The organism is Halomonas sp. TP35 (genome assembly GCF_052375975.1).
Lineage (GTDB): Bacteria > Pseudomonadota > Gammaproteobacteria > Pseudomonadales > Halomonadaceae > Vreelandella > Vreelandella citrativorans.
On the sequence record NZ_JBQSUZ010000016.1, the window covers coordinates 1 to 20,484 of the forward strand.

Below are 20,484 nucleotides of genomic sequence, written 5' to 3' on the forward strand. Positions count from 1 at the left end.
ACTGGCGCCGCCTTTCGCGGGTGCCGCAGGCTCGTTCCTCGCCTGCGTTACCGCGCGCTACAATTCTGCGTATATCGATGCAGAGTGCTTCAACCGTAGTGCGGTGTAAGCGAAGCGCACCCGCAGCGGCGGCCCGGCGCAAAGCAGCGCCCCGCGCTGCCGGGGTTGGGTGTGGCTTCAAGCATGGGCGGCATATTCGGGCGGCTGGCGCCGCCTTTCGCGGGTGCCGCAGGCTCGTTCCTCACCTGCGTTACCGCGCGCTACAATTGCCATGTTGATGTGGCGTGGCTCAACCATCGGGTGCGCTAATGGCTTTCACCAGCGCTATACGGGCAGGACGGCGCCGTCTGTGCGGGGTTCGGTGCCGCCCTGGAGTGCGCCGGTGGCGGCGTTGCGTAGGATGATCTGCCCGCGGCCAAAGGTCAGCGCATCGTTCGTCCTGACAATATGATGCCCGCGTCGCTCTAGCGCTTGGGCGAGGTGGTCGGGGAAGCCGGGTTCCACCTCAATCGTTTTTCCTGCTACCCATTTCCAACGCGGTAGGTCTAGCGCCGCTTGCGGGTTGAGCTTGTCTTCCAGCAGGCTGGTAACTACCTGTACATGGCCTTGAGGCTGCATGTAACCGCCCATGACGCCGAAGGGGCCGACCGCTTGATTATCCCTGGTGATAAAGCCGGGGATAATGGTGTGGTAGGTGCGCTTGCCGGGGCGCAACACGTTGGCGTCTTCTTCGTTAAGCGAGAATGACCAGCCCCGGTTTTGCAGGCTGAGACCGGTGCCTGGCACGACAATACCTGAACCGAAGCCTTCAAAATTGCTTTGAATAAACGACACCATGTTGCCCTCGTCATCCGCTGTTGCGAGATACACCGTGCCGCCCATCAGCGGATTGCCGTGTACGGGGTCAATGGCTTCGTGCCCAATCAGTTCACTGCGTTGCTTCAAGTAGGCAGGTGATAGCATCTGTTCGACGCTTGGTGCCATATCTTCACGCTCGGTGATATAACGCAGCCCGTCCACATAACCCAGCTTGGTCGCTTCGATGCGGCGATGCAGCGATTCAACCGCATCGCGTGGCTCATCGCCCAATGCTTCCAGCATGCCCAGTGCCTGTAGCGCGATTAAACCGCTGCCGTTGGGCGGAATTTCCCAGATATCATGACCGCGATAGCGAATGCTAATGGGGTCAACCCATTCAGGCGTGAAGGCTGCAAGGTCTTCCTTGCGTAGAAAGCCACCATACTGGCGCGAAAAATCATCCATGGCATCGGCTAGCTCGCCTTCGTAGAACGCATTGGCGCCGCTTTCAGCTATCGCGCGTAGCGTGTTGGCCATGTCGGGTGAGCGCCAAATGTCGCCCGCTTTTGGGGCATGGCCGTGTGGTGCAAAATGCTCAAACCAGGGGGCAAACTCAGGGCGGTTGTACTGCTTGTAACGAGTGAAGGCTTTTTGCCAGAGCAGGCTCACCACGGGAGAAACCGCAAAGCCCTCTTCGGCCAAGGTAATCGCCGGGGCCAGTAGTGTAGCAAGGGGGAGCTTGCCAAAGCGCTCAGAAAGCGTGGCCCAGGCAGCGGGGGCGCCGGGTACGGTCACTGGGGTTAGCCCATGGGCGGGCATTGCATCCAGGCCAAGCTCACGCACGGCATCAATACTAAGCCCCATTGGGGCTCTGCCGCTGGCATTCAGGCCGTGTAATTTATCCTTCACCCACACCAGGGCAAATGCATCGCTGCCAATGCCGTTGGAGGTGGGCTCAACCACGGTAAGTGCGGCGGCTGTCGCAATAGCCGCGTCAATCGCGTTGCCGCCATTACGCAGAATATCGGCACCTACTTGGGCGGCAAGCGTTTGGGAGGTGGCTACCATGCCGCGCTTACCAAACGTCACCATGCGTCGGGAGGCGGCCGGGTAGTAATGAGGGTCGAGGTTCATTGGATTATCCTTGTGCGATATGCCAAGCAGGCCACTGTAGGGCTCAACATTAGCAGGATAGTCTTATGAACGTCTTTTGATCTCTTGATTACGTGTTAGGCGAAGCAAGCAGCAGCGAACCGTTTGAGGGGATGCGCGCCCCTCATGGCTTACGCAACAGTTCAATTGGCACGTTAAGGTGTTGCGGGCGCTGGAGTACATTCAGCAGCACAATGGCGCGCTCTTCGCCCTTGCAGCGTTCGAATATAGCGTCAAGGTCTTTAAAGGGGCCGTCAGTAATGGTGACTCTTTCGCCCGCGCAGAAATAGGTATGGCTCCCTTCTGAGCGGTGAGGTTGGGCGCGAAGCGTCTCCACCAGTGTATTGGGCACGCTAATGGGCGTATTGCCAAACGTCAGCAGGCGTAATACACCACGGGTTGAGCGAATAGGGCGCCAATTGCTGACAATCTGGTCTAAACGAATAAACAGGTAATAGGGAAACAGCGGTTCGCTCACCGTGACAAGCTTGCCCTGGCGCCTGCGCTGTACGTTCAGTACCGGATGAAACACCTCATAACCCTGGTTAGCGAGGTGTTCGGCCGCGCGGAATGATTCGCTGCCTTTGCACTGAATAACGTACCAGTTGGGCAGGGCGCGCTCTTCAATGCTGGTCTCGGAAGAGGCTGGCTCTACGTCATTGGGTTCCATGCCGTTAGCTCTGTGCCTGGGCGAGCAGTGTAGCGAGTGCTTCTAGGGTTTGGTCGATATGCGCCTGGGTATGATCATAGGCAAGGAAAAAGCGTAGCCGGGCGCTCTTTTCCGGTACTGCTGGGTAAAGAATCGGCTGAACATTGATGTGGTACTGTTCAAGCAGCGTGTGGGAGAGGTGTGCTGCCAACGGTGAACTGCCCACAATGATGGGAACAACGGCGGCGCCGATGCTGTGTCCGGTATCCATGCCGTGCTTTTTGGCTTGCTGCAGGAAGTAGCGCGAGATCGAGTGAAGTTTTTCCACCCGTTCAGGCTCTTGCTGCATAAGCGCTAGCACTTTGAGAGAGGGGGCGGCGACCTGGGCAGGCATCCCCACACTGTACAAGAAACCGGGCGCAAAGTAGCGCAGCGTTTCAACCAGCGCTTTAGTGCCCGCAATGTACCCGCCACAGCCGGAGAGCGTTTTGCTCATCGTGCCCATCCAGATATCCACGTCACGTGGGTCGATGGCAAAGTACTCATGAAGCCCTAAGCCGTTATCACCCATGACGCCGAAGGAGTGTGCTTCATCAACCATTAGCCATACCTGGTGCCGCTTTTTGAGCTCGATAAAGCGAGGCAGATCAGGAATGTCGCCATCCATGCTGTAAAGCCCTTCGATGACGACAATTACACGTTCAAATTGGTGACGATGACGGCTAAGCAAGGCATCCAGGGCATCGGGATCGTTATGGGAAAACGACATTCGTTTGGCGCCGGAAAGCTGCGCGCCAACCAGTGAGCTGTTGTGAATATACTCGTCATGTAGCACGAGGTCTTTAGGCCCAAGCAGATAGCCAAGCGTTGATACGTTAGTGGCATGCCCGCTTACAAACGCGACCGCATCATCGACCTGATACGCCTTGGCAATGGCGTGTTCCAGCTCCCGATGAATAGGGCGCTCACCAGAAACTACTCGGCTGGCCGATACGGAGCTGCCGTAACGCGTCACCGCCTCGCAAGCGGCTTGGTTAACGCGCGGGTCGCCTGAGTAGCCAAGGTAGTTGTAGCTGGCGAAGTTGATGCACGGTTGCCCCTGAATAACGCTGGTTGCTCCGGCAATGCCTTCATGTACCTTAAAGAAGGGGTCTTTTAACCCCAACTGTTCAGCACCCTGGCGCAGCATGGCAAGCTGCTGGTAGCCTGGGTGGGCATCAAACCGCGTAAAGCGCTCGGGCACCGGATTGCTTGAGTCGTTGCCCTGTGAAGGGGCGGCAGCGTTGGACGTTGCGCGTGGCGTCGTACGTTTACGTGCTTGTTCCAACAGCTGCCGTTTTAAATCAGAGCGCTTGGCGGTCATGGTGTCTCGGTTGTCGATGATGTTGATGCAGGCTCGGTGAAGCCGTCTGCCCCGTGGCGAGCGGCCAGAGAGGCTAACGCATCTTGCGGTGCTTCTTCAACATCGTCGTCATGCTGATGGAGCTTTTGAATCAGCACACCCGCCAGCTTGTTAAGCGTTGAGGCTTCGCTGAGTATCATTACTGGCACCTGAACACCCAAGCGGTTCTCGATTGCTGTCATCAGCTCGACCCCCATCAGCGAGTCAAAGCCCATGTCGTAGACCGAGCGATTAACGTCAATCTTTTCCTCTTCAATTAACAGGATGCTGGCAAGCTCTGCTCTAAGCAGCTCTGTGACCGTACTATGCAGCTCTTCCGGGGAAAGGTCGGCAAGCAGAGCGCTGATATCGTCATCGGCATCGTTGTTGCTGTCGTCATCGCTGGCACGGGCAATCTCGTTAAAGCGCGGCGCATTGGCGGTTGGCAAGAAGCGGGCGAGCGCCCCCCACTCTAGCTCCAGTACGCCAAGGCTAGGCCCTGGTGTTACCAGCATCTGTTCAAGCACGTTAAGCGCGTCATCTGAGCGAAGGGCAGAACCGCCTAAACGCTCTTGCAGCGCGTCACGCGTGCGAGAGTTGCGCGCCAGGAAGCCGACATCTTCAATAGCACCCCAGCGTACACACGTGGCGGGAAGGCCGGCGGCACGACGATTAGCGGCAAACGCTTCGAGCCAATGGTTGGCAGCCACGTAATTGGCCTGACCTGGGTTGCCAAATAGCGTGGTCGCTGACGAGTAGAGGATGAAGAAGTCCAATTGCTCATTACGCGTTAGCGCATCCAGGTGGCGAGCACCCTCTATTTTGGGCGCTAGCACCTTTTGAATGCGCTCGGCGTCCAGGTTACGAATCAGGCTGTCATCTATCACCGTGGCGGCATGCACGATACCGCGCAGCGGGCCCAGCTCATCCTTGGCGCGTGCTAATACGTTGGACAGTGCATCGCGGTTGGTAATGTCGCAGGCTGCGGCCATTACCTGTACGCCCTGAGCATTAAAATCCGCAAGCGCAGCTTGTGCTTCTTCGCTGGCCGGGCCGCTGCGGCTAAGCAGAATCAGTTGGCGAGCGCCTTTGCTTACCAGCCATTGGGCGGTCTTAAGACCGAACCCGCCCAAGCCGCCGGTCACCAGGTAGCTGCCATCGTTTGATAGGCTCAGCGTTTCACGGCCCAGCGCTTCGTTTCTGGGCGGCGCGATAGGCTGCTCATAGGTAACGACGACTTTGCCGATCTGGCGCGCTTGCTGCATATAGCGGAAAGCATCGATTACCTGGCTATGGCTGAACGCGGTAAACGGTAGCGGGCTGAGGGTGCCGTCGTTAAACAGCGCCATCATTTCGCCAAACAACCGCTGGGTCAGCGCAGGCTGTACTTTCATTAGCTGATCGGAGTCGATACCGAAATAGCTTAAGTTATTGCGGAAAGGGCGCAGGCCAATGTGGGTATTCTCGTAGAAATCGCGCTTACCCAGTTCCAGGAATCGACCAAAGGGGCGCAGGGCGCGCAGGTTTTGGTTGATGGCTTCCCCGGCAAGTGAGTTCAGTACGATATCGACACCTTCGCCCTGAGTGTCTTCAAGAATTTCTTCAGCAAAGGTGAGTGAGCGAGAATCATAAAGGTGCTCCACGCCCATTAGCCGTAAAAAGTCGCGCTTCTCTTCCGAACCCACTGTGGCGTAAATTTCCGCGCCAAGCCATTGGGCAATTTGCAGCGCAGCAATACCGACACCACCGGCTGCACCATGAATCAAGACTTTTTCGCCTGGCTCCAGGCGTGCCAAGTGTTTAAGCGCGTAGTACACGGTAAAAAACGTGGTCGGGATGGTGGCAGCGGCGGCGTAACTCACGCCTTCTGGAAGAGGCGCTATCGCGTGCTGACTAGCAATCAGCCGGTCACTAAAACTGGCTGGCCCAAAGCCGACGATGGCTTGCCCTGGGGCTACATGAGTAACGTTGTCGCCCACGGCAATAACTTCACCAGAGAACTCAAGACCCAAGGTTGGCCCCGCAAAGCCGTTCTCTATTGCTTCGTCAGAAAGCAGGCCGAGCGTGTACATCACGTCACGGAAGTTAAGCCCGGTAGCTTTTACCTTGACCTCAACCTCATCGGCCTTAAGCGCAGGTAACGCTCGTGGGCGCCACTGTAGCTGGCGCAACTGCCCGGGTAGCGCAAAGCCGAGGGTCATTGCTTGATGGGCAGGCGTGCTAACGGTTTGTTGAGGTGCTGGTGCTGGCAAGGTGCGCAAGCGGGTGGCAAAGCGTTCACCGCCTGCATGGATGACGACTTCGTTTTCGCTGTCCGCGATAGTCAGCGATGCAGCCCATGTACTTAACGCCGCATCACTAACCTCATGGGGGATATCCAGCAGGCTGGCCGTATGCCCCACGGCTTCATTGGCAAGCGAGCGGCCAAAGCCCCAAAGTGCGGCATCATCGGGTACGTTGTCGTGTGTTTGCTGTGTTTGTTGAGTGTGCCAAAGCAGGCTAACACCTTGAGTGGTAAGCCATAGCGTTGCCGAGGTGAGTTTGGCCGCTTCCAGCGCCAGGCTCCACTGCTGGGCACGATAACAACGCAAGGTTTGCACGCTGGTGTCGCTACCGCCCAGGTCGCGCAGGTCAATCACATTCAATATTTGAGCAGCATCGCCCCATTCGCCGAGTGCATTTTGCAATAGCGTATCGGGTGCGTCGTCGCTTTGTTCAACCCGGACCTTGGCCTGGTGTGCGGTAAGTGCTTTAGCCAAGCGTGCCGCAAGCGCCTCGTTGGTCGAGTCGGTGATGATTAACTGGCAAGGCGTGTTGGCAAGGCTTTCATCCGCCTGAGAAGTGACGGATGCCAGAGGCAACTGGGCATGCAGCAGGTAAGCGCCTGCCGAGCTCTCTTCAAGCTCGATAGGGGCTGAAACCATAAAGCCTTGGGCACTTAGCCAATCGCTTAGAGTGCTGTGTTCCAGTGCCGTTTGGTCGATGCCTGGCGTTGCCAGCACGTCATCTAGCCACTGGCTGGGGGCTATGCCCATCACCATAAGGTGGGCGCCAGGAGCCAGCTGGGCAGGCAAGGCTTCAATCAGCTGGCGCGTGCGAGCAGGTTGGGTGGCATCGGTACTGATGAAGGCGAGCTGGGCTTTTTCTGCGTTTGCTAACGTGTGTGGCGCATCATCCAGCGACTGCATATCAATAAGCGGGTAGCGCTCTTGCAACTGTTCTGCCTGGTGGCGTGCGCTGTCATGTGTGGTAATCACTCGGTAGTGGTGATTGCCTGCCTGGCCCGCATTGGCTAGCTGTTCCAGCAGACGCTGGCCCAGCGCAGGCGCGCAGGGGCCCGCTTCAAGCAGTTGCAGGCGCTCGCCTTGGCCCAATAGGGAAAGTGAGGCTTCGATCAGGCTGCCAAGCTCAGTGGCAAGCGCTTGCCAACCGCATTCGCCGATCAGTACACGGTTTAGCCTCGCCATTAGCTCCGTGGTAATGCCCAGTGTCTCAAGTGATGTCGTGCCGTTGAGTAGTGCATCACGGTGCAAGCCCAAGCGGCCCACCAGGTGAATTGGTGCAAAATAGTCGGGGTAATCCTGCACCAGAAGTTGCCAGATAGCTTCGGGCGCCAGTGCTTCCTCGTCGCCTTCAATGGCATAGCCATGCTGGGTAAATGCTTCGCTTAGGCTATCGAGTAACGGAGCGACCTCTTGGGCGTAGCGTTGACCGGTATATGACGCGTAGTGGCTGCTTAGTTGTGCCAAACGGTTTAGGGCGTCGGCCGCCAAGGGCAGTGGCTTGGCGTCAAGCGGCGCTGGCGTAAGCTCAATATCCAGATAGCTAAACGATTGATGATGCGCGCGGTTCAAACGAATCGCCTTGAAGCGTGTTTGGCTCAGCACGGCCACGGCGTTTCCACTCGCATCGTACAGTTCAAAATCTGCGGTAAACGAGTGGGGCGCGCGTTTGCCCATCACGGCGCGGGCCAGTACCGGCACACCCGCTTCGAGGTTGACCTGTATACGACCAACCCGAACAGGCACAAACGCAAGCTGTGCGGCAAATTCGCTGTGCTGCGCTAGCAAGGGGATAAACATCTGGAAGGCGCTATCCAGAATGCCGGGATGAAGGTGAAGCGTCGCTAGCTGTGCCTGCACGTTACTGGATAAATCGATGGCGCCGATGACGGCGTTATCTTCAATCCATCCGTGGCTAATTGCCTGGAAGGCAGGCCCATAGTGCAGGCCGATGCGCTCGGCCATTTGCAGGTGTTCCGTTAGCGTGTAGTCCGGTGCGCGCGAAGGCAGTTTAGGTGCCCGACGGTTGAGCAGAAAGCCACGGCTTTCGTGCATATTGCGCGCTACCGCGTTTAACTGCCATTCGTGCCCATTGGCTGGTTCACGGGAGTGAATGGCGATGCGGCCGTCTTCCGAATTGAGCGCTAAGCGCAGAGCACGACCATGAGGTCCATCCAGCAGGAGGGGGGCACGAATTTCCAGCTCTTCGATATCCAAAAGTGGGGTATCTTTTTGCTGTAATGCGGCGGCCAGGGTTAGCTCAACAAACCCGGCACCGGGGAACACCGCGCCTTCACCCACCACGTGATCAGCAAGCCAAGGCTGACGCTTAATGTCCAACTGGCTTTCCCAGGTGTGCTCTTGCTGCGCCAGTGGGTAGCCCAGTAGAGGATGCTGGTAATAGCGTGACAGTAGTCCTTGGCTGTCTTGTGTGCTGCTGACCCAGTGCCGCGTGCGTTGCCATGGGTAGCGGGGCAGTAAGGTACGTTGGCCTTCCACGGGGAAGGCATGACGCATATCAAATGAGAGCCCGCTCAACAGTAACTGGCCAACGCTTTGCTGCAGTTGTTCAAGACCAGGCTTGTGCCGCTCAATAGTGCCAATTGCCAGCCCTTTACGCTCTTGCTGGCGTAGTGTTTCATTGAGGTAGCGGCGCAAAATGGGATGCGCGCCAACTTCTACAAATACGTTATAACCCTGTTGTATCAGCGCGGTGGCTGCGTTATCAAACAGGACCGGTTCGCGGATGTTTTTCCACCAATACGTGGCGTCGAGCTCAGTGCCCAGGCTAAGTTCACCAGTAACCGTTGAGTAGTAGGGCAGCTGTGTTTTACAAGGGGTAATGTCGGCCAGGGCATCAATAACCCCCTGCTGGATGCTATCCATGGCGGGGCTATGGAAGGCATAGTCCAGCGGTAGGCGTTTGGCGAAAGTGCCTTGTTCACTTAACGCGGCTTCAAGCTCGGCCAGTTGATCACGGTTACCTGCCAGCGTGATGCCTTTAGGGCTGTTAATACCCGCTAGGCAAACCTGGTCAAATTCTGGCTTGGCAAGCCATGGCGCTATGTCTTTGGCGCTCATGGCGACGGCGCTCATTTCGCCCTTGCCACGGGTCTGGCCTTGATAAAAGCTGCGGAAATAAATGACCTTGACGGCGTCTTCAAGACTGAGAGCGCCTGCAGCCCAGGCGGCAGCGACTTCCCCGACACTATGCCCAAACACAGCGGTAGGCATGATGCCTTGCGCTTTTAGCCATTCTGTTAGCGCGACCTGTAGAGCAAACAGGGCTGGCTGAGCGATTTCGGTAAGCTCGAAGCGGTTCTCTCCGTTTTGCCCCTCAAGCTCAGCACGTAGCGAGAAATCGCCATGCTGCTGAAAGAGGCTGTCCACGCGGTCAATAGCGTCGGCAAACACGGGGGCTGTATTGAGCAGTTCACGGCCCATGGTTTCCCACTGGCAGCCATTGCCGTCATAAACAAATACCGGGCCACGCGCATTGGGCAGTCGTTCCAGTGTGATCACATGCGGGGTGTCTTCACCCTTGGCAAATTGGCTCAGCGCTGCTGCAGCTTCTTCTGGCGTTTGCGCAAAGCAAAGTGCGCCAAAGGTGTGCTGTTCACGGTGGTTAAACAGTGTATGGGCAACATTGTAGAAGGCGCTGCTGCCTTCTATGAGATGCTCTGCTAATAAGTGGGCGCTATCCGTAAGTGCGTCCTGGCTTTTAGCACTTAGTCGGATGGGCAGTGCATGAGCGGAGGTGTGGCCAGCTGCTGCCGGTTTTTCGGGGGCGCTTTCTAAAATAACGTGGGCATTGGCGCCGCCAAAGCCAAACGAGTTAATCCCGATGACCAAGCGGCCCTCTTTTTTAAGAGGCTGCGCTTTGGTAACGACATGCAGGTTCCATTCATCAAATTTGATGCGTGAGTTAAGCTTGCGAATGCCGATGGTGGCAGGCACTTCACGGTGTTGCAGGCTATAAAGCGCTTTGGCAAGCCCCGCAACCCCGGACGCCGTTTCCAAGTGGCCGACGTTACTTTTTATAGAGCCAATCGGCAGGGGGGCCTGGCGATACTTGCCCAGGGCTTCACCAATGGCGCGGGTTTCTATTGGGTCGCCAACGGCGGTGCCCGTGCCATGGGCTTCCAGATAGTCGATCTCGTCGGGGCTGATGCCTGCCTGTTCGTAGGCGCGGCGCATTAGGTCAATCTGTGCGCTGGGGTTAGGTACCGTAATGCCTGATTTATGGCCATCGGTATTCACCGCTGAGCCAGCGACTACTGCGAGAATATTGTCGCCGTCAGCGATCGCCTGGTCATAATCCTTGAGCAGGAAAAGCCCCGCGCCTTCAGAGCGCACGTAGCCATCGCCTGAGTCATCAAACACCTGGCAGCGGCCCGTTGGCGAGAGCATGCTCGCCTTGGAGAATATAATGAACCCATAAGGGTGCAGGTGAAGACTAATGCCACCCGTCAGCGCCATGGTGGTTTCACCGCTGCGTATGGATTGACAGGCCTGATGAAACGCCACCATGGATGACGAACAGGCGGTATCCAGCGACATGCTTGGGCCATGCAGGTCAAACACGTAAGAGAGACGGTTGGAAGCAATGCTTGACGTGTTGCCCGTCGCGGTTGACGCATCAATGGCCGCCATGTCATCCGCCATGCGATACGAGTAGTCAAGGCTGGCAACCCCCAGGAACACGCCGCACTGGCTGCCGCGTAAACTGCCAGGGACGATGCCGGCGCTTTCGATGGCTTCCCAGGCGAGCTCCAGCAGCATGCGTTGCTGCGGGTCCATATTGGCCGCTTCGCGGGGCGAAATACCAAAAAACTCGGCATCAAACCCGCTGATGTCGCCAAGGCTACCTGCCGCAAAGGTAACGCTGGTGCCGGGGTGGCGCTTGTCGGGGTGCAAGAAAGCCTCATGGCTCCAGCGGTCAGAGGCCACTTGGGTGACCAGATCTTTTTCGGCTTGCAGGTCCTGCCAGAACGTTTCAGGGGTGGTGCCGGGGAAACGATGGGCGGCGCCGATAATGGCAACGCGTTTAGTCATTCTTGCTCCTGAGGTTCTGGTTCTGCCTTGATCACATCGCTACTTATATCGTGTCCAAACGCTTGTTTAAATAGCTGGACGCCAAGTTCACTGGCGGTTAACGCGCACGTGTCATGCTGTTTGGGCATAAAGTCGTTCGACCACTCTTTAGCCTGCGTCGACCATATCATGTACGGCGTAGTGCCAGCCGGTAACGAGAGGTGCTCATACGCTTCGGGCAATATAGGTACATGATCACCATACCAGCCCAGCAATCCTGGCCGCTTACGTTCATCCAGCGTGCTTTTAACGCTAGCCAACATTTTGTCGGCCTCGCCTAGATGGCGCAAGTACACGGCTAAATCGTGTAAATGTGCAGGTAGTGGCCAAGGTGCTGTGGGCAGTGCAGCCGCGAGGCTTTCCTGGTGAGGTGCTTCCAGGTGCAACGGCCCATGATTCTCCATGGTAATCACAAATATAAAAAGAGGCCCATTATCGCTATCTTCAAGCAGGCGTCCAACCTTTCGTGCAACGGCAAGGTCACCGATGTACTGGCCTTGCTTTTCGCTACTTTCAAAACCAGTGAGATCGATAAACTGGTCGAACCCTAACTGGGGGATCACTTTATGGCGCATATAAAAGCTGGCAGGGTAGGGGTGAACGCATACTGTACGGTACCCCGCTGCTTTAAACGCACTGGCCAAGCTTGGCAGTGGGTGGCGCGATAGCGTGCGATAGGGGTTAAATTGGCGCGAGCCCCATGCGGCCGGTGAAAGTCCGGTGAGCACTGCACATTCGGTACGTACGGTATTAGCACCCCATGCGGGCACATTTAGCTCGCCATGCAGCTGCGCTTGTAAGCGCGTAGCATCAAAATTCTTTAATAAGCTGTCACTAATGTCAGAGTGCCAGGGGCGTGGGTCGAAAAAGGATTCGCTTTGCACCAGTACGACATTAGGACGTACGTTAGATGTTGCCGTGAGGCGACTGGCTTCAACCTTTTTGGTTAACAGGTAAAACGGGGATTGTTCTGGCGCGGGAGGAGATGAGCGCATAAGGGCGATGCCATAAGCCCATAGGCTTGCAAATAAGCCCAAACGATTTATGTCATCTACCGGGTTCAATGTGATGGGAGCGAGTGCCCGCCAGCCCAATGCGATAAGCGGGGCACCTATTGCGATGAGTAATCCGCAGAGGGTGATAAAGCGTTGCCCGCCCCACTGAGATACGAGCGAAGGTTCCCAGTACAGAAACGCTCCGATGGCTCCCGCTCCCGCGCCAATGGCGGCTATGGCAAGGCCGGTCCCAAAAAAGGGCACATAAAGGCGGGGGTGGAGGATGGCATCCCAAAAGTACTCAAAATCGTGGCAGATGAACGGCTCACAGAGTGTGCGAGATTTTGTATTACTGGATTGAACGAGCACCAGCTGAAGCGCCAGAATAAAAACCACCGTAAACCAGGGCCGCTGAAGCACCAGAATAAACGCGCCAAACAGCAATAGCCAGCTGCCTAAATGCACGCTGTTGACCGCCAGGCCGCGCCGCCAAAGTGGCTTAGGGCGTGGGTTAAGGAGGGCTTCGAAGATGATCGTCCCCATTCCTCCAACCAGCAATGGCCAAAAAAGCGGAAAGGGCAGCGAAGTCGTCATATCAATCGCTCCCCGAATGGTCAGTATGATTAAAGCCCAGGCGTTTGATTAACCATTGTGAAATAGCGGCCGGAAGTACAGCCAGCCACCAGGTGCCAAAATTGAGTGGGAACGGAAAGCTGATACGAGCCCGGTTCGCATCAATGCCCCGCTTAATCACGTTGGCAGCTCGCTCTGGTGGCCATTCAAAAGGCTTGGGGCCTGGCATGGCATTGCACATGGGCGAGGTTACATAGCCCGGCATTACGACCGTTACCCCCACACCATGAGGCGCCAGTAGCCCCCGTAACCCCTCCCCATAAGCCTTAATCCCTGCTTTGCTGGCGCTGTACGTGGGCGTGGTAGGCAGACCGTGCCAAGCGGCGAGCGAGCTAATCAACACTAACTGCCCGCTACCTCGTTTTTGCATGGCGGGCACCAAATGCTGGGCCATGGCGATGGGGGTTTTCAGATTGATATCCAGAAGCGCTTGAACATCATCCCAAGGCTCTAATGCCCCGTTTGTTTGGGGATGGGTGTTCTTGCCAGCGGTGGCGATCACAATATCAGGCAGGTGTTCTTTACGCAGTGTATGAAGCCACTGCTTGAGTGCTTCTTCATCGACCAGGTTAACCGAGCTGGTTGTCACTTGAGCGCCTAGCGCCCGGCAAGTATCCGCCAGGTTGGATAGTACGTCTTGCTGCCTGCCGTGGAGCACCAGGTGAGTGCGTGGAGCGGCATAGGCGCGTGCCAAGGCACCACCTATGGCACCGGTTGCTCCCGTGATCAGCACGCAGCGCTCAGGTGTGGTGAGGTCTGGGGCGGCACTCAAAGTAGTTTCTCCAACGGCGATGGGCAGGCTTCCAGTATGTGCGCTGCATTGTTAACGGCCAGGTCAATGCTTGGCTGGCAGTAAAAACCGCCGTTCACTTGGACGCTATGCATCACCGTATTACGAAAATAGGTGAAAAGCGCTTGGCTTGGTGGAGGCGGCCGATTCCAAAACTCGTCGAGGTTACCTTCATAGGTAAGCCCGGCAAGATTGTAAATTGGGTCGCTTAGCGCAAACGTAGGGCACTGTTTTTCCAAAGAAACAAAGCCGACGGTGCTGTTAACCGTCACGGTGCCCACTGCATGTTTAATCAGCAACTCCAGGTTGCCGGACTCCAGGTAGACGATACGTCCCTGCAAACCGTAAAACTGGGCAAGCTGTTCAATAACTCTGGCGTAATTGACCAGCCCCATATCCAGCGGGTGATTCTTGATACAGAGAAGGGCATCGCTTGGCGCATGTTCGGCAAACGACCCCATCACATGATCCATCACTTCTTGCATATTGGCATAGGGTGAGTGATCGCGAATTTGGGCATCGGTATTGAGCTGAAGCGGCAGCATAAAGTAGGGCTTGGCGCTTTCAATCAACGTTTTTATGCGTTGGGCATCCTGCTTTTTCCACTGCCTTAATAGCGCAAAGCGTTTGATATAGCCTGCGTATTCAATCGGCGCAGTAATCGGTGCATGGTTTCGGTAGTGCGGTGCCACCAAGGGGTTGGCTAACCCAGCCAAGTGATAACTGACATCGTGCATGGCGCGGATCTTGAATGATGATCTAAAACGCACCGGTGGGGGGAATTGGGGTAGCGCCTTACCCGTTTCATAAAACCAGGTGGGGTCGCGGGGTAAGAGCGAGTGACCATTTACCCCGTCGCGCTCAAGCGTTACCCAAAATGGGCGAAAGTAGCCCTCTTCAAACACGTGGGTACGCACCCCTGCCGCCGGGGCATTTTCTATCGCAGGCCGATGGATAGGGCGGCGGTCGCCGAACATGATCTGGTCGGTAATCGCATGGCGCTGCCAGAGCGATGCTATGTAGTCAGGCAGTTCACTTAATGATTCACGAAACAGGTAGTTTTCACTGTGGGTACGTTGCCAGTAAGCAATATCGCCAGCGTTGAAGTTAACCTTTACGACGCGGTGCCCGTCCTCTGTCAATCGACGTGCTAAACGTTGATAAAAGGGCGAGCAGACCCCTTGTAAGAATAAGAATGCGCGCTTTGACTTCAACTCAGTGTCTTCCAATCAATAAATTACGGTAAAGCCGGTAGAGGCGCTGCTTCCATGTCAGCGTCGGTTGCTGTGTGCGTGCTTGCTCTAAAAGGCTAATGGCGGTTTCCGCATTACAGAGCTGACGGCTCGAGGGAGCGACGTAGCATGGATACAGAATTAGCGTGCCCGCCACCAATGCTTCCAGCGTTAAGGCGCGAGAGCGGCGCGGGCAGCGCATAGCATCTTGTGTTAATCCCCAGCCTGCGTAAAACGGCATGCCGTAAGTATGTACTTTGCGGTGACGTAATAGCGCCTCAAAGCCTGTCAGCGAACTCATGGTGTGAACCGCATCGACGCGCTCAAGTAGTGTGGTGATTTCCACATGGCTGGCATCCAGATCATACAGGTGTTTAGTATCGGGTTCGAGTGCTCCGATGCGAGCACCGCTGACCACGTCTGGATGTGCCTTATAAATAATAAACGCATGGGGGTGAGTACGGCGCACCTCACGTAAAAGCGCGCTGTTGGTACGAATATGCGGCGAGCCAGTGGCAATGGATGCATCACTCTCAACTTGGCCAGGTACGAGTATTATCAGTCGATTATTGGGCAGCTCAAGAGTATCGTGCCCGCGCACGTTATATTTGGAGAGCTTTAATGCCACTAAACGCTCTCGCAGTTCGCCGGCACGCTCTAGTAGATCATCGCTAAAATCGGCATGCTCAAGCAGCGACTCCAAGTCACTGGGTTGGCTTGGGTCGTAATAAATCCCTTGAGCATCAATGACCAGTGAAAGCGGCTGAGTAAGATCAACCCCCAGGCCTACAGAGCGGATAAAACCATCTTCAATCCGCCACACATGAGGCATCAGCACGGCGTGCTGCTGCTCGAAGGTTTGATCAATACGGCTAGACCACACTAAAAGCTTTTGCGAAGGTGGCGCCTCAGGCAGCGTTTTCTGGTACGTGAGCTGTGCGGCACCGCCTAAAAAATCATGAATAAAGCGTCGCTTCCAAGAGGAGAAGCCACAGGCTACCCACTTGCCGCGTAGCCGTTCCTGCTGGCGCTTTTGGTCGGCAATCAGCGCAATGGTTTCCTCTAGCGTGGCAGGTTTTAGCGTATACGGATTGGCATAGCGCGTATAACGCAGATAAGCCGCCGCGAATACTTCATAGAGCGTGCGTTTTGTATGTCGTCGCGAGCAGGTTAGCCGGTCTTTGGTGAGCCCCCAGCCTGCATAAAAGGGTAGGCCAAAGCAGTGAACGCGCTTGCCAGCCAGCAACGCTTCAAAACCGAGCTGGCTGGTCACGACATACACGGTTTCAACCTGATCAAATAATGCCCAAGGATTAATGTCTTTACTGATCACGCGGCAGCGGGGGTGGTTTTGCGCGCTGAGCAGGTGGCCCTGTTTTTTGCCTGCGATAACATCCGGGTGAATCTTGACCAGAATCTCAGCATTGGGATGGTCGGTAAGCGCTGCGGCCAGCATCTGCTCGAAACTATCCGCATTCGCTCCCCCAAACTCAATAGAGGCATCGCCTGCGGTTTGATCAACAACTAGCACTCTCTCTTGGAGCGAGCCGCTTGAAGCAGGATCTGGCGCGTGGTTGTACTTTGATAGACGATAGCGAGCAAGCTGCTTAACACACCGCTCTGCCTGGTTGATTTCGTCGGTAGTAAAAGTAGTGTTGTTAAGCCAGTTTTCTAAGTCGGAAGGTCGTGAAGCATCGTAATAAATACCGGTGTGATCAACGACCAGGCTATGCCCTTGATAGCCCTCTACTCCCAGCCCAAGCGAGCGCAAAAAGCCGTCTTCCAAGGCAATATAGGGCAACTGGTGGCGCTTGGCATACCGCCTTGCCTGAAAGCTTGATGGCTTTAATCCCCAGCCAATAACGACATCAGGTTTTTTTTTCAGTGGTCGTAAGTAAGAAAAGTGGCTAAATTCAGGCAGCAAGGCAGGAAGTGCGCTAATTTTTCCGATACCTGATGAGGTAAAACCTGCCGTTTTATTTGCCATGGGTATTGTCATTCGTAACGGAACAAAAAGTTAGGCGAGCGAACATACGTGAAACAGGCCCGCTTATCAATTAGTCACAGCAAGTGCTTACGGGATTACAGAAATTTGTGTTTATAGTCACGAAGCTGAATGATCGTTTAAATTTAATTTAATGCGGCGCGAGAAAATCTGCTGTTTTGATAGGGTGGTGTAATAGAAACAAGGTGTTAGGGCCGTACAGTATACTCCAGACGTATGCTCAAGTTTGGCTTGCCAATTGGGTAATTGGACGTTATTTACCTATAGTGGCGTGGGAAGTACGGTGTAGCGACCACGTTGCCCGCCAAGGGGGGCGATGAATTTGGCGTGTTACTGCCAAGCTGTACACTGGGGCAAGCGCAAACCATTGCGGAGGCACTGTGCCAGGCCGTCAGTGAGGTGTCGGTTGTCCACTCAGGCAAAGGGCGCAACAGCGTGGTGGTCAACGCAGCAACCGACCAGGTGCTTCAGGAACTCTTTGATTAAGTTATTATGTCACGACAGCTACGCTGTCCGGCGTCTGCCTTTCTTGATATTCATTCGATAAACTACCCGCAACCGCAAACTATCAGGGCACGCTGAATTGGCTGAGGCAACACTGTGAACCTACTTGAATTGTTTACTCAAACGCTTGATATCACCTTACCCGTGTTTGCCATGGTTTTTCTGGGGATTGGCCTAAAGCGTCTGGGATGGATTGATCGCACCTTTGTCACCACCGCGTCTGCGTTGGTATTTAAAGCCACGCTGCCCACCTTGATCTTTTTAAGTTTGATTAAAGCCGATATTAGCGTTGCGCTGGATATCTCGTTAATGGTGTTTTTTGCCATCGCCACACTTGGGCAGTTTGTGTTGAGTTGGCTATGGGCACACTTTCGCATTCCCTATGCCGAGCGCGGGATTTATGTTCAAGGAGCCTTTCGCGGTAACTGTGGTGTCGTTGGGCTGGCGCTGGCAGCGGGCATGTACGGCAACTATGGGCTTTCAACCGGCAGCCTGCTGGTCGGTGTGGTCATTATTATGTATAACGCGCTATCAGTGGTGGTACTGACCGCTTATCAGACGGAGCAAGCTGCTAACTGGCGCAGCATTCTCAAACATATTGCGACGAACCCGCTGATTATTTCAGTGATCGTGGCCTTGCCGTTTACCGCTTTTTCCATTTCGCTCCCCAGTTGGGTGATGACCTCTGGGGATTATTTTGCGTCGCTCACGCTACCGTTGGCGTTGATCTGTATTGGCGCTACGCTCTCGATGTCCAGCATTCGAGATAAAAGCGACATTGCGGTGAGCTCCAGCATTATGAAGATGGCCATCTTGCCTGTGCTCTCTACCGTAGCCGCCTGGTTGTTAGGCTTTGAAGGCGAACAGTTGGGTTTGTTGTTCCTCTTTTTTGCCAGCCCCACCGCCGCTGCCAGCTTTGTCATGGTAAAAGCCATGGGCGGCAACGCAGGCTTGGCCGCCAACATCATTGCGATCACCACGTTAATGGCCAGTATTTCGGTAACACTGGGCGTTTTTGCGCTGCGTTTGTTGGGATGGGTGTAAGAAGGGTAGAGGCGGGTTGGAGTGTTATCTGTAACACGTTATACTGTGCGCCCCTTCTGCAAGCAAAGTCCCTGTAGCTCAGTAGGATAGAGCAGCCGCCTCCTAAGCGGCAGGTCGCAGGTTCGACTCCTGCCAGGGACGCCAAACCCTACCCCAAGCAACGCTCAAGAAACCCTAAAAACCGATGATCATTAGCGTAGGCAATATGCATACGCATGGACGATGCATCCGGTCCATTGGGGCGTAGTGAAAAGATGCTGCCAGGTGCGATGAAAATACCTTCATCCGAGGCTTTTTTGGCTAGCTGCATTGCGTCAATGTTGTTCGGCAGGCGCGCCCATAAGTAATAACCTTCCCCTGGCCCCTCTATATTCTCAAGCCCCACCTCTTTCAACGCGGTAACGGTACTGGCGCTGGCCTTGGTAATGCGTTCGCGAAGCTGTACCAGGTGGCGGCGGTAACGCCCGTGGTTAATCATGTCGTGAATCAGGCGCTCGCTGAAGGTGGAGCTGTTAACGACGGTGACCATTTTGATATCGGTAAGCGCATTAACCAGCGCAGGGTTTGCCGCTAAATAGCCCGAGCGAATGCCAGTGGAAAGGGTCTTGGAAAACGTGCCTACGTAAATCACGCGACTCAGGTCATCCAGTGCCGCCAGGTGGGCGCTTCCTCGGTGGAGCAGGTCGGCAAAGGCGTCGTCTTCTACCAGTATCAGGTTGTAGCGCTCCGCGAGAGTCAGTAGCCGGTACAGCTGATTAAGCGAAAGGGTAGAACCTGTCGGGTTATGGGCATTGGGCTGTAGAAAGAAAACATTGGGGCGATATTGAATAATTTTTCGCTCAAGGTCATCAAGGTCCAACCCTTCGTGGCTGCGTGAAACGCCAATCAGCTTCGCCTTGGCTAGGCGCAGCTTGCCGAACAACGGGTAATAGCCGGGTGTTTCCACAAGAACTCGGTCGCCCGGGGCGATCAGGTGGCGAATAATAAGATCGAAAGCGTGATTAGCGCCGAAGGTCAGCAGTACTTGTTCATGGGAGGCGTGAATGGAGCGTCCGGCCAATACCCTGGCAATCGTTTCACGTAGTGGGAGGTACCCTTGAGGAGCGCCATACTCGATATCATCATTGCCGATGGATGTTAATCGCTTGGCCTGACGTGCAAGCGCCGCGCCGCCCATCCAGCTGGCGGGCGCTCGGCCGTCGCCTACCCGCACCTGAAAGTTACCTACCAACTGCTCTCTCAGAAGCGAGACGCTATCAACGGCTTCATTTAGCTCGTGGGTCTTTTTCAGCGCTTCAAGCGCGGGTGGCTGCGTAACAAAAAAGCCGGCTCCTTGCCGGGCGCGCAATCTGCCCAGTGCAATCAGCTGATCATAGGCATCAACAATCGTGTTTTTCGAAACCCCATGCTGGCGGGCGGCTTTGCGTATAGAGGCGAGCCTGGCACCCGGTGCTAGGCGGCCTTCTTCGATAGCCTTGAGGATGGTGTCAGCCACGTGCCTGGATTTCGACATGGTAGGTGTCTCCCGAAAACGGGCTAAACCCAACCCGGTGAAATCAGTGTACCTGTCTTTCGATGGGTACAGTACCTCGTACAATCTCGCTAACTGTACCTGTCAGTAATCAGCAAGTTTACCCATCATGAGCGGCATTAAAAAAGAAACATCCATAATAAATTCAAGGAGACACGCTATGGCTGAGCGAAAGAACCGGTTTCTTAATGTGTGGGATGACACGGTGAGTGGGAGAGACCTCCTGCTGTCACTGTGTATTTCTACGCCGTTAACACTAGGCGGCTATCTGCTTGCCCCGGCGCAGCCTCCGCTTCCACTTATTCTGGGGCTAAGCGGCGCTATTCTGGGGTTCTTCATCAATGCGCTGCTGTTTCGCCCTAAGCGGCAGCTGCAAACCGGTGAGGAGAAGTAG

11 protein-coding genes, 1 tRNA gene and 1 pseudogene are annotated in these 20,484 nt (G+C 55.4%); 4 read left to right on the plus strand and 9 right to left on the minus strand.

What is annotated here, in order from left to right; genetic code table 11:
- Positions 1-324 precede the first annotated feature (324 nt).
- From ACT3RU_RS15045 to ACT3RU_RS15080, 8 genes are all read right to left on the minus strand, one after another.
- Positions 325-1,932, minus strand: a complete 1,608-nt coding sequence (locus ACT3RU_RS15045; RefSeq protein WP_483392837.1) for a gamma-glutamyltransferase family protein — start codon at positions 1,930-1,932, stop codon at positions 325-327.
- A 142-nt stretch (positions 1,933-2,074) separates the two neighbouring features.
- Positions 2,075-2,620 carry a transcription/translation regulatory transformer protein RfaH gene (rfaH, locus tag ACT3RU_RS15050; protein ID WP_483392838.1) on the minus strand — a complete coding sequence of 182 codons (546 nt, stop codon included), beginning with the start codon at positions 2,618-2,620 and terminating at the stop codon, positions 2,075-2,077.
- Between the two features lie 4 nt (positions 2,621-2,624).
- The gene (locus ACT3RU_RS15055) at positions 2,625-3,962 is read right to left on the minus strand and encodes an aminotransferase class I/II-fold pyridoxal phosphate-dependent enzyme (RefSeq protein WP_483392839.1); all 1,338 of its coding nucleotides are present in this window, start codon (positions 3,960-3,962) and stop codon (positions 2,625-2,627) included.
- On the minus strand, positions 3,959-11,317 hold the full coding sequence (locus ACT3RU_RS15060; RefSeq protein ID WP_483392840.1) for a type I polyketide synthase: 7,359 nt from the start codon (positions 11,315-11,317) through the stop codon (positions 3,959-3,961). Before ACT3RU_RS15060 ends, ACT3RU_RS15055 begins: the two co-directional genes overlap by 4 nt.
- Positions 11,314-12,945, minus strand: a complete 1,632-nt coding sequence (locus ACT3RU_RS15065) for an LTA synthase family protein (RefSeq protein WP_483392841.1) — start codon at positions 12,943-12,945, stop codon at positions 11,314-11,316. Before ACT3RU_RS15065 ends, ACT3RU_RS15060 begins: the two co-directional genes overlap by 4 nt.
- A 1-nt stretch (position 12,946) precedes the next feature.
- Positions 12,947-13,756, minus strand: coding sequence for an SDR family NAD(P)-dependent oxidoreductase (locus ACT3RU_RS15070; protein WP_444665581.1), 810 nt, complete (start codon positions 13,754-13,756; stop codon positions 12,947-12,949).
- Complete coding sequence (locus tag ACT3RU_RS15075) at positions 13,753-14,988, minus strand: capsule polysaccharide biogenesis protein (RefSeq protein ID WP_444665580.1); 1,236 nt, start codon at positions 14,986-14,988, stop codon at positions 13,753-13,755. The genes ACT3RU_RS15070 and ACT3RU_RS15075 overlap by 4 nt, the downstream gene beginning before the upstream one ends.
- Position 14,989: 1 nt before the next feature.
- Positions 14,990-16,993, minus strand: coding sequence for a capsule polysaccharide biogenesis protein (locus ACT3RU_RS15080; RefSeq protein ID WP_483392842.1), 2,004 nt, complete (start codon positions 16,991-16,993; stop codon positions 14,990-14,992).
- A 278-nt stretch (positions 16,994-17,271) separates the two neighbouring features.
- Here ACT3RU_RS15080 and ACT3RU_RS15085 point away from each other — a divergent pair.
- The 3 genes and pseudogenes from ACT3RU_RS15085 to ACT3RU_RS15095 form a co-directional block, all read left to right on the plus strand.
- Positions 17,272-17,497, plus strand: a pseudogene (locus ACT3RU_RS15085) (GGDEF domain-containing protein); the annotation flags it as partial.
- Positions 17,498-17,611: 114 nt separating this feature from the next.
- Positions 17,612-18,559, plus strand: coding sequence for an AEC family transporter (locus ACT3RU_RS15090; protein WP_087109657.1), 948 nt, complete (start codon positions 17,612-17,614; stop codon positions 18,557-18,559).
- A gap of 67 nt (positions 18,560-18,626) precedes the next feature.
- Positions 18,627-18,703 (plus strand) — tRNA-Arg (locus tag ACT3RU_RS15095).
- Positions 18,704-18,707: 4 nt separating this feature from the next.
- Here the strand turns inward: ACT3RU_RS15095 and ACT3RU_RS15100 are convergent.
- A complete protein-coding gene (locus ACT3RU_RS15100; protein ID WP_483392843.1) occupies positions 18,708-20,072 on the minus strand; it encodes an aminotransferase-like domain-containing protein in 1,365 nt (454 codons plus the stop codon).
- Between the two features lie 178 nt (positions 20,073-20,250).
- Between ACT3RU_RS15100 and ACT3RU_RS15105 the strand changes: the two genes are divergently transcribed.
- Positions 20,251-20,484 (plus strand): hypothetical protein, encoded by a 234-nt coding sequence (locus tag ACT3RU_RS15105; RefSeq protein WP_444621981.1) that lies wholly within the window; start codon positions 20,251-20,253, stop codon positions 20,482-20,484.

Coding starts and splice junctions, on each gene's coding strand:
- rfaH (WP_483392838.1), bottom strand. CDS start 2,620: ATGGAACCCAATGACGTAGAGCCAGCCTCTTCCGAGACCAGCATTGAA.
- ACT3RU_RS15065 (WP_483392841.1), bottom strand. CDS start 12,945: ATGACGACTTCGCTGCCCTTTCCGCTTTTTTGGCCATTGCTGGTTGGA.
- ACT3RU_RS15100 (WP_483392843.1), bottom strand. CDS start 20,072: ATGTCGAAATCCAGGCACGTGGCTGACACCATCCTCAAGGCTATCGAA.
- ACT3RU_RS15060 (WP_483392840.1), bottom strand. CDS start 11,317: ATGACTAAACGCGTTGCCATTATCGGCGCCGCCCATCGTTTCCCCGGC.
- ACT3RU_RS15055 (WP_483392839.1), bottom strand. CDS start 3,962: ATGACCGCCAAGCGCTCTGATTTAAAACGGCAGCTGTTGGAACAAGCA.
- ACT3RU_RS15045 (WP_483392837.1), bottom strand. CDS start 1,932: ATGAACCTCGACCCTCATTACTACCCGGCCGCCTCCCGACGCATGGTG.
- ACT3RU_RS15105 (WP_444621981.1), top strand. CDS start 20,251: ATGGCTGAGCGAAAGAACCGGTTTCTTAATGTGTGGGATGACACGGTG.
- ACT3RU_RS15080 (WP_483392842.1), bottom strand. CDS start 16,993: ATGGCAAATAAAACGGCAGGTTTTACCTCATCAGGTATCGGAAAAATT.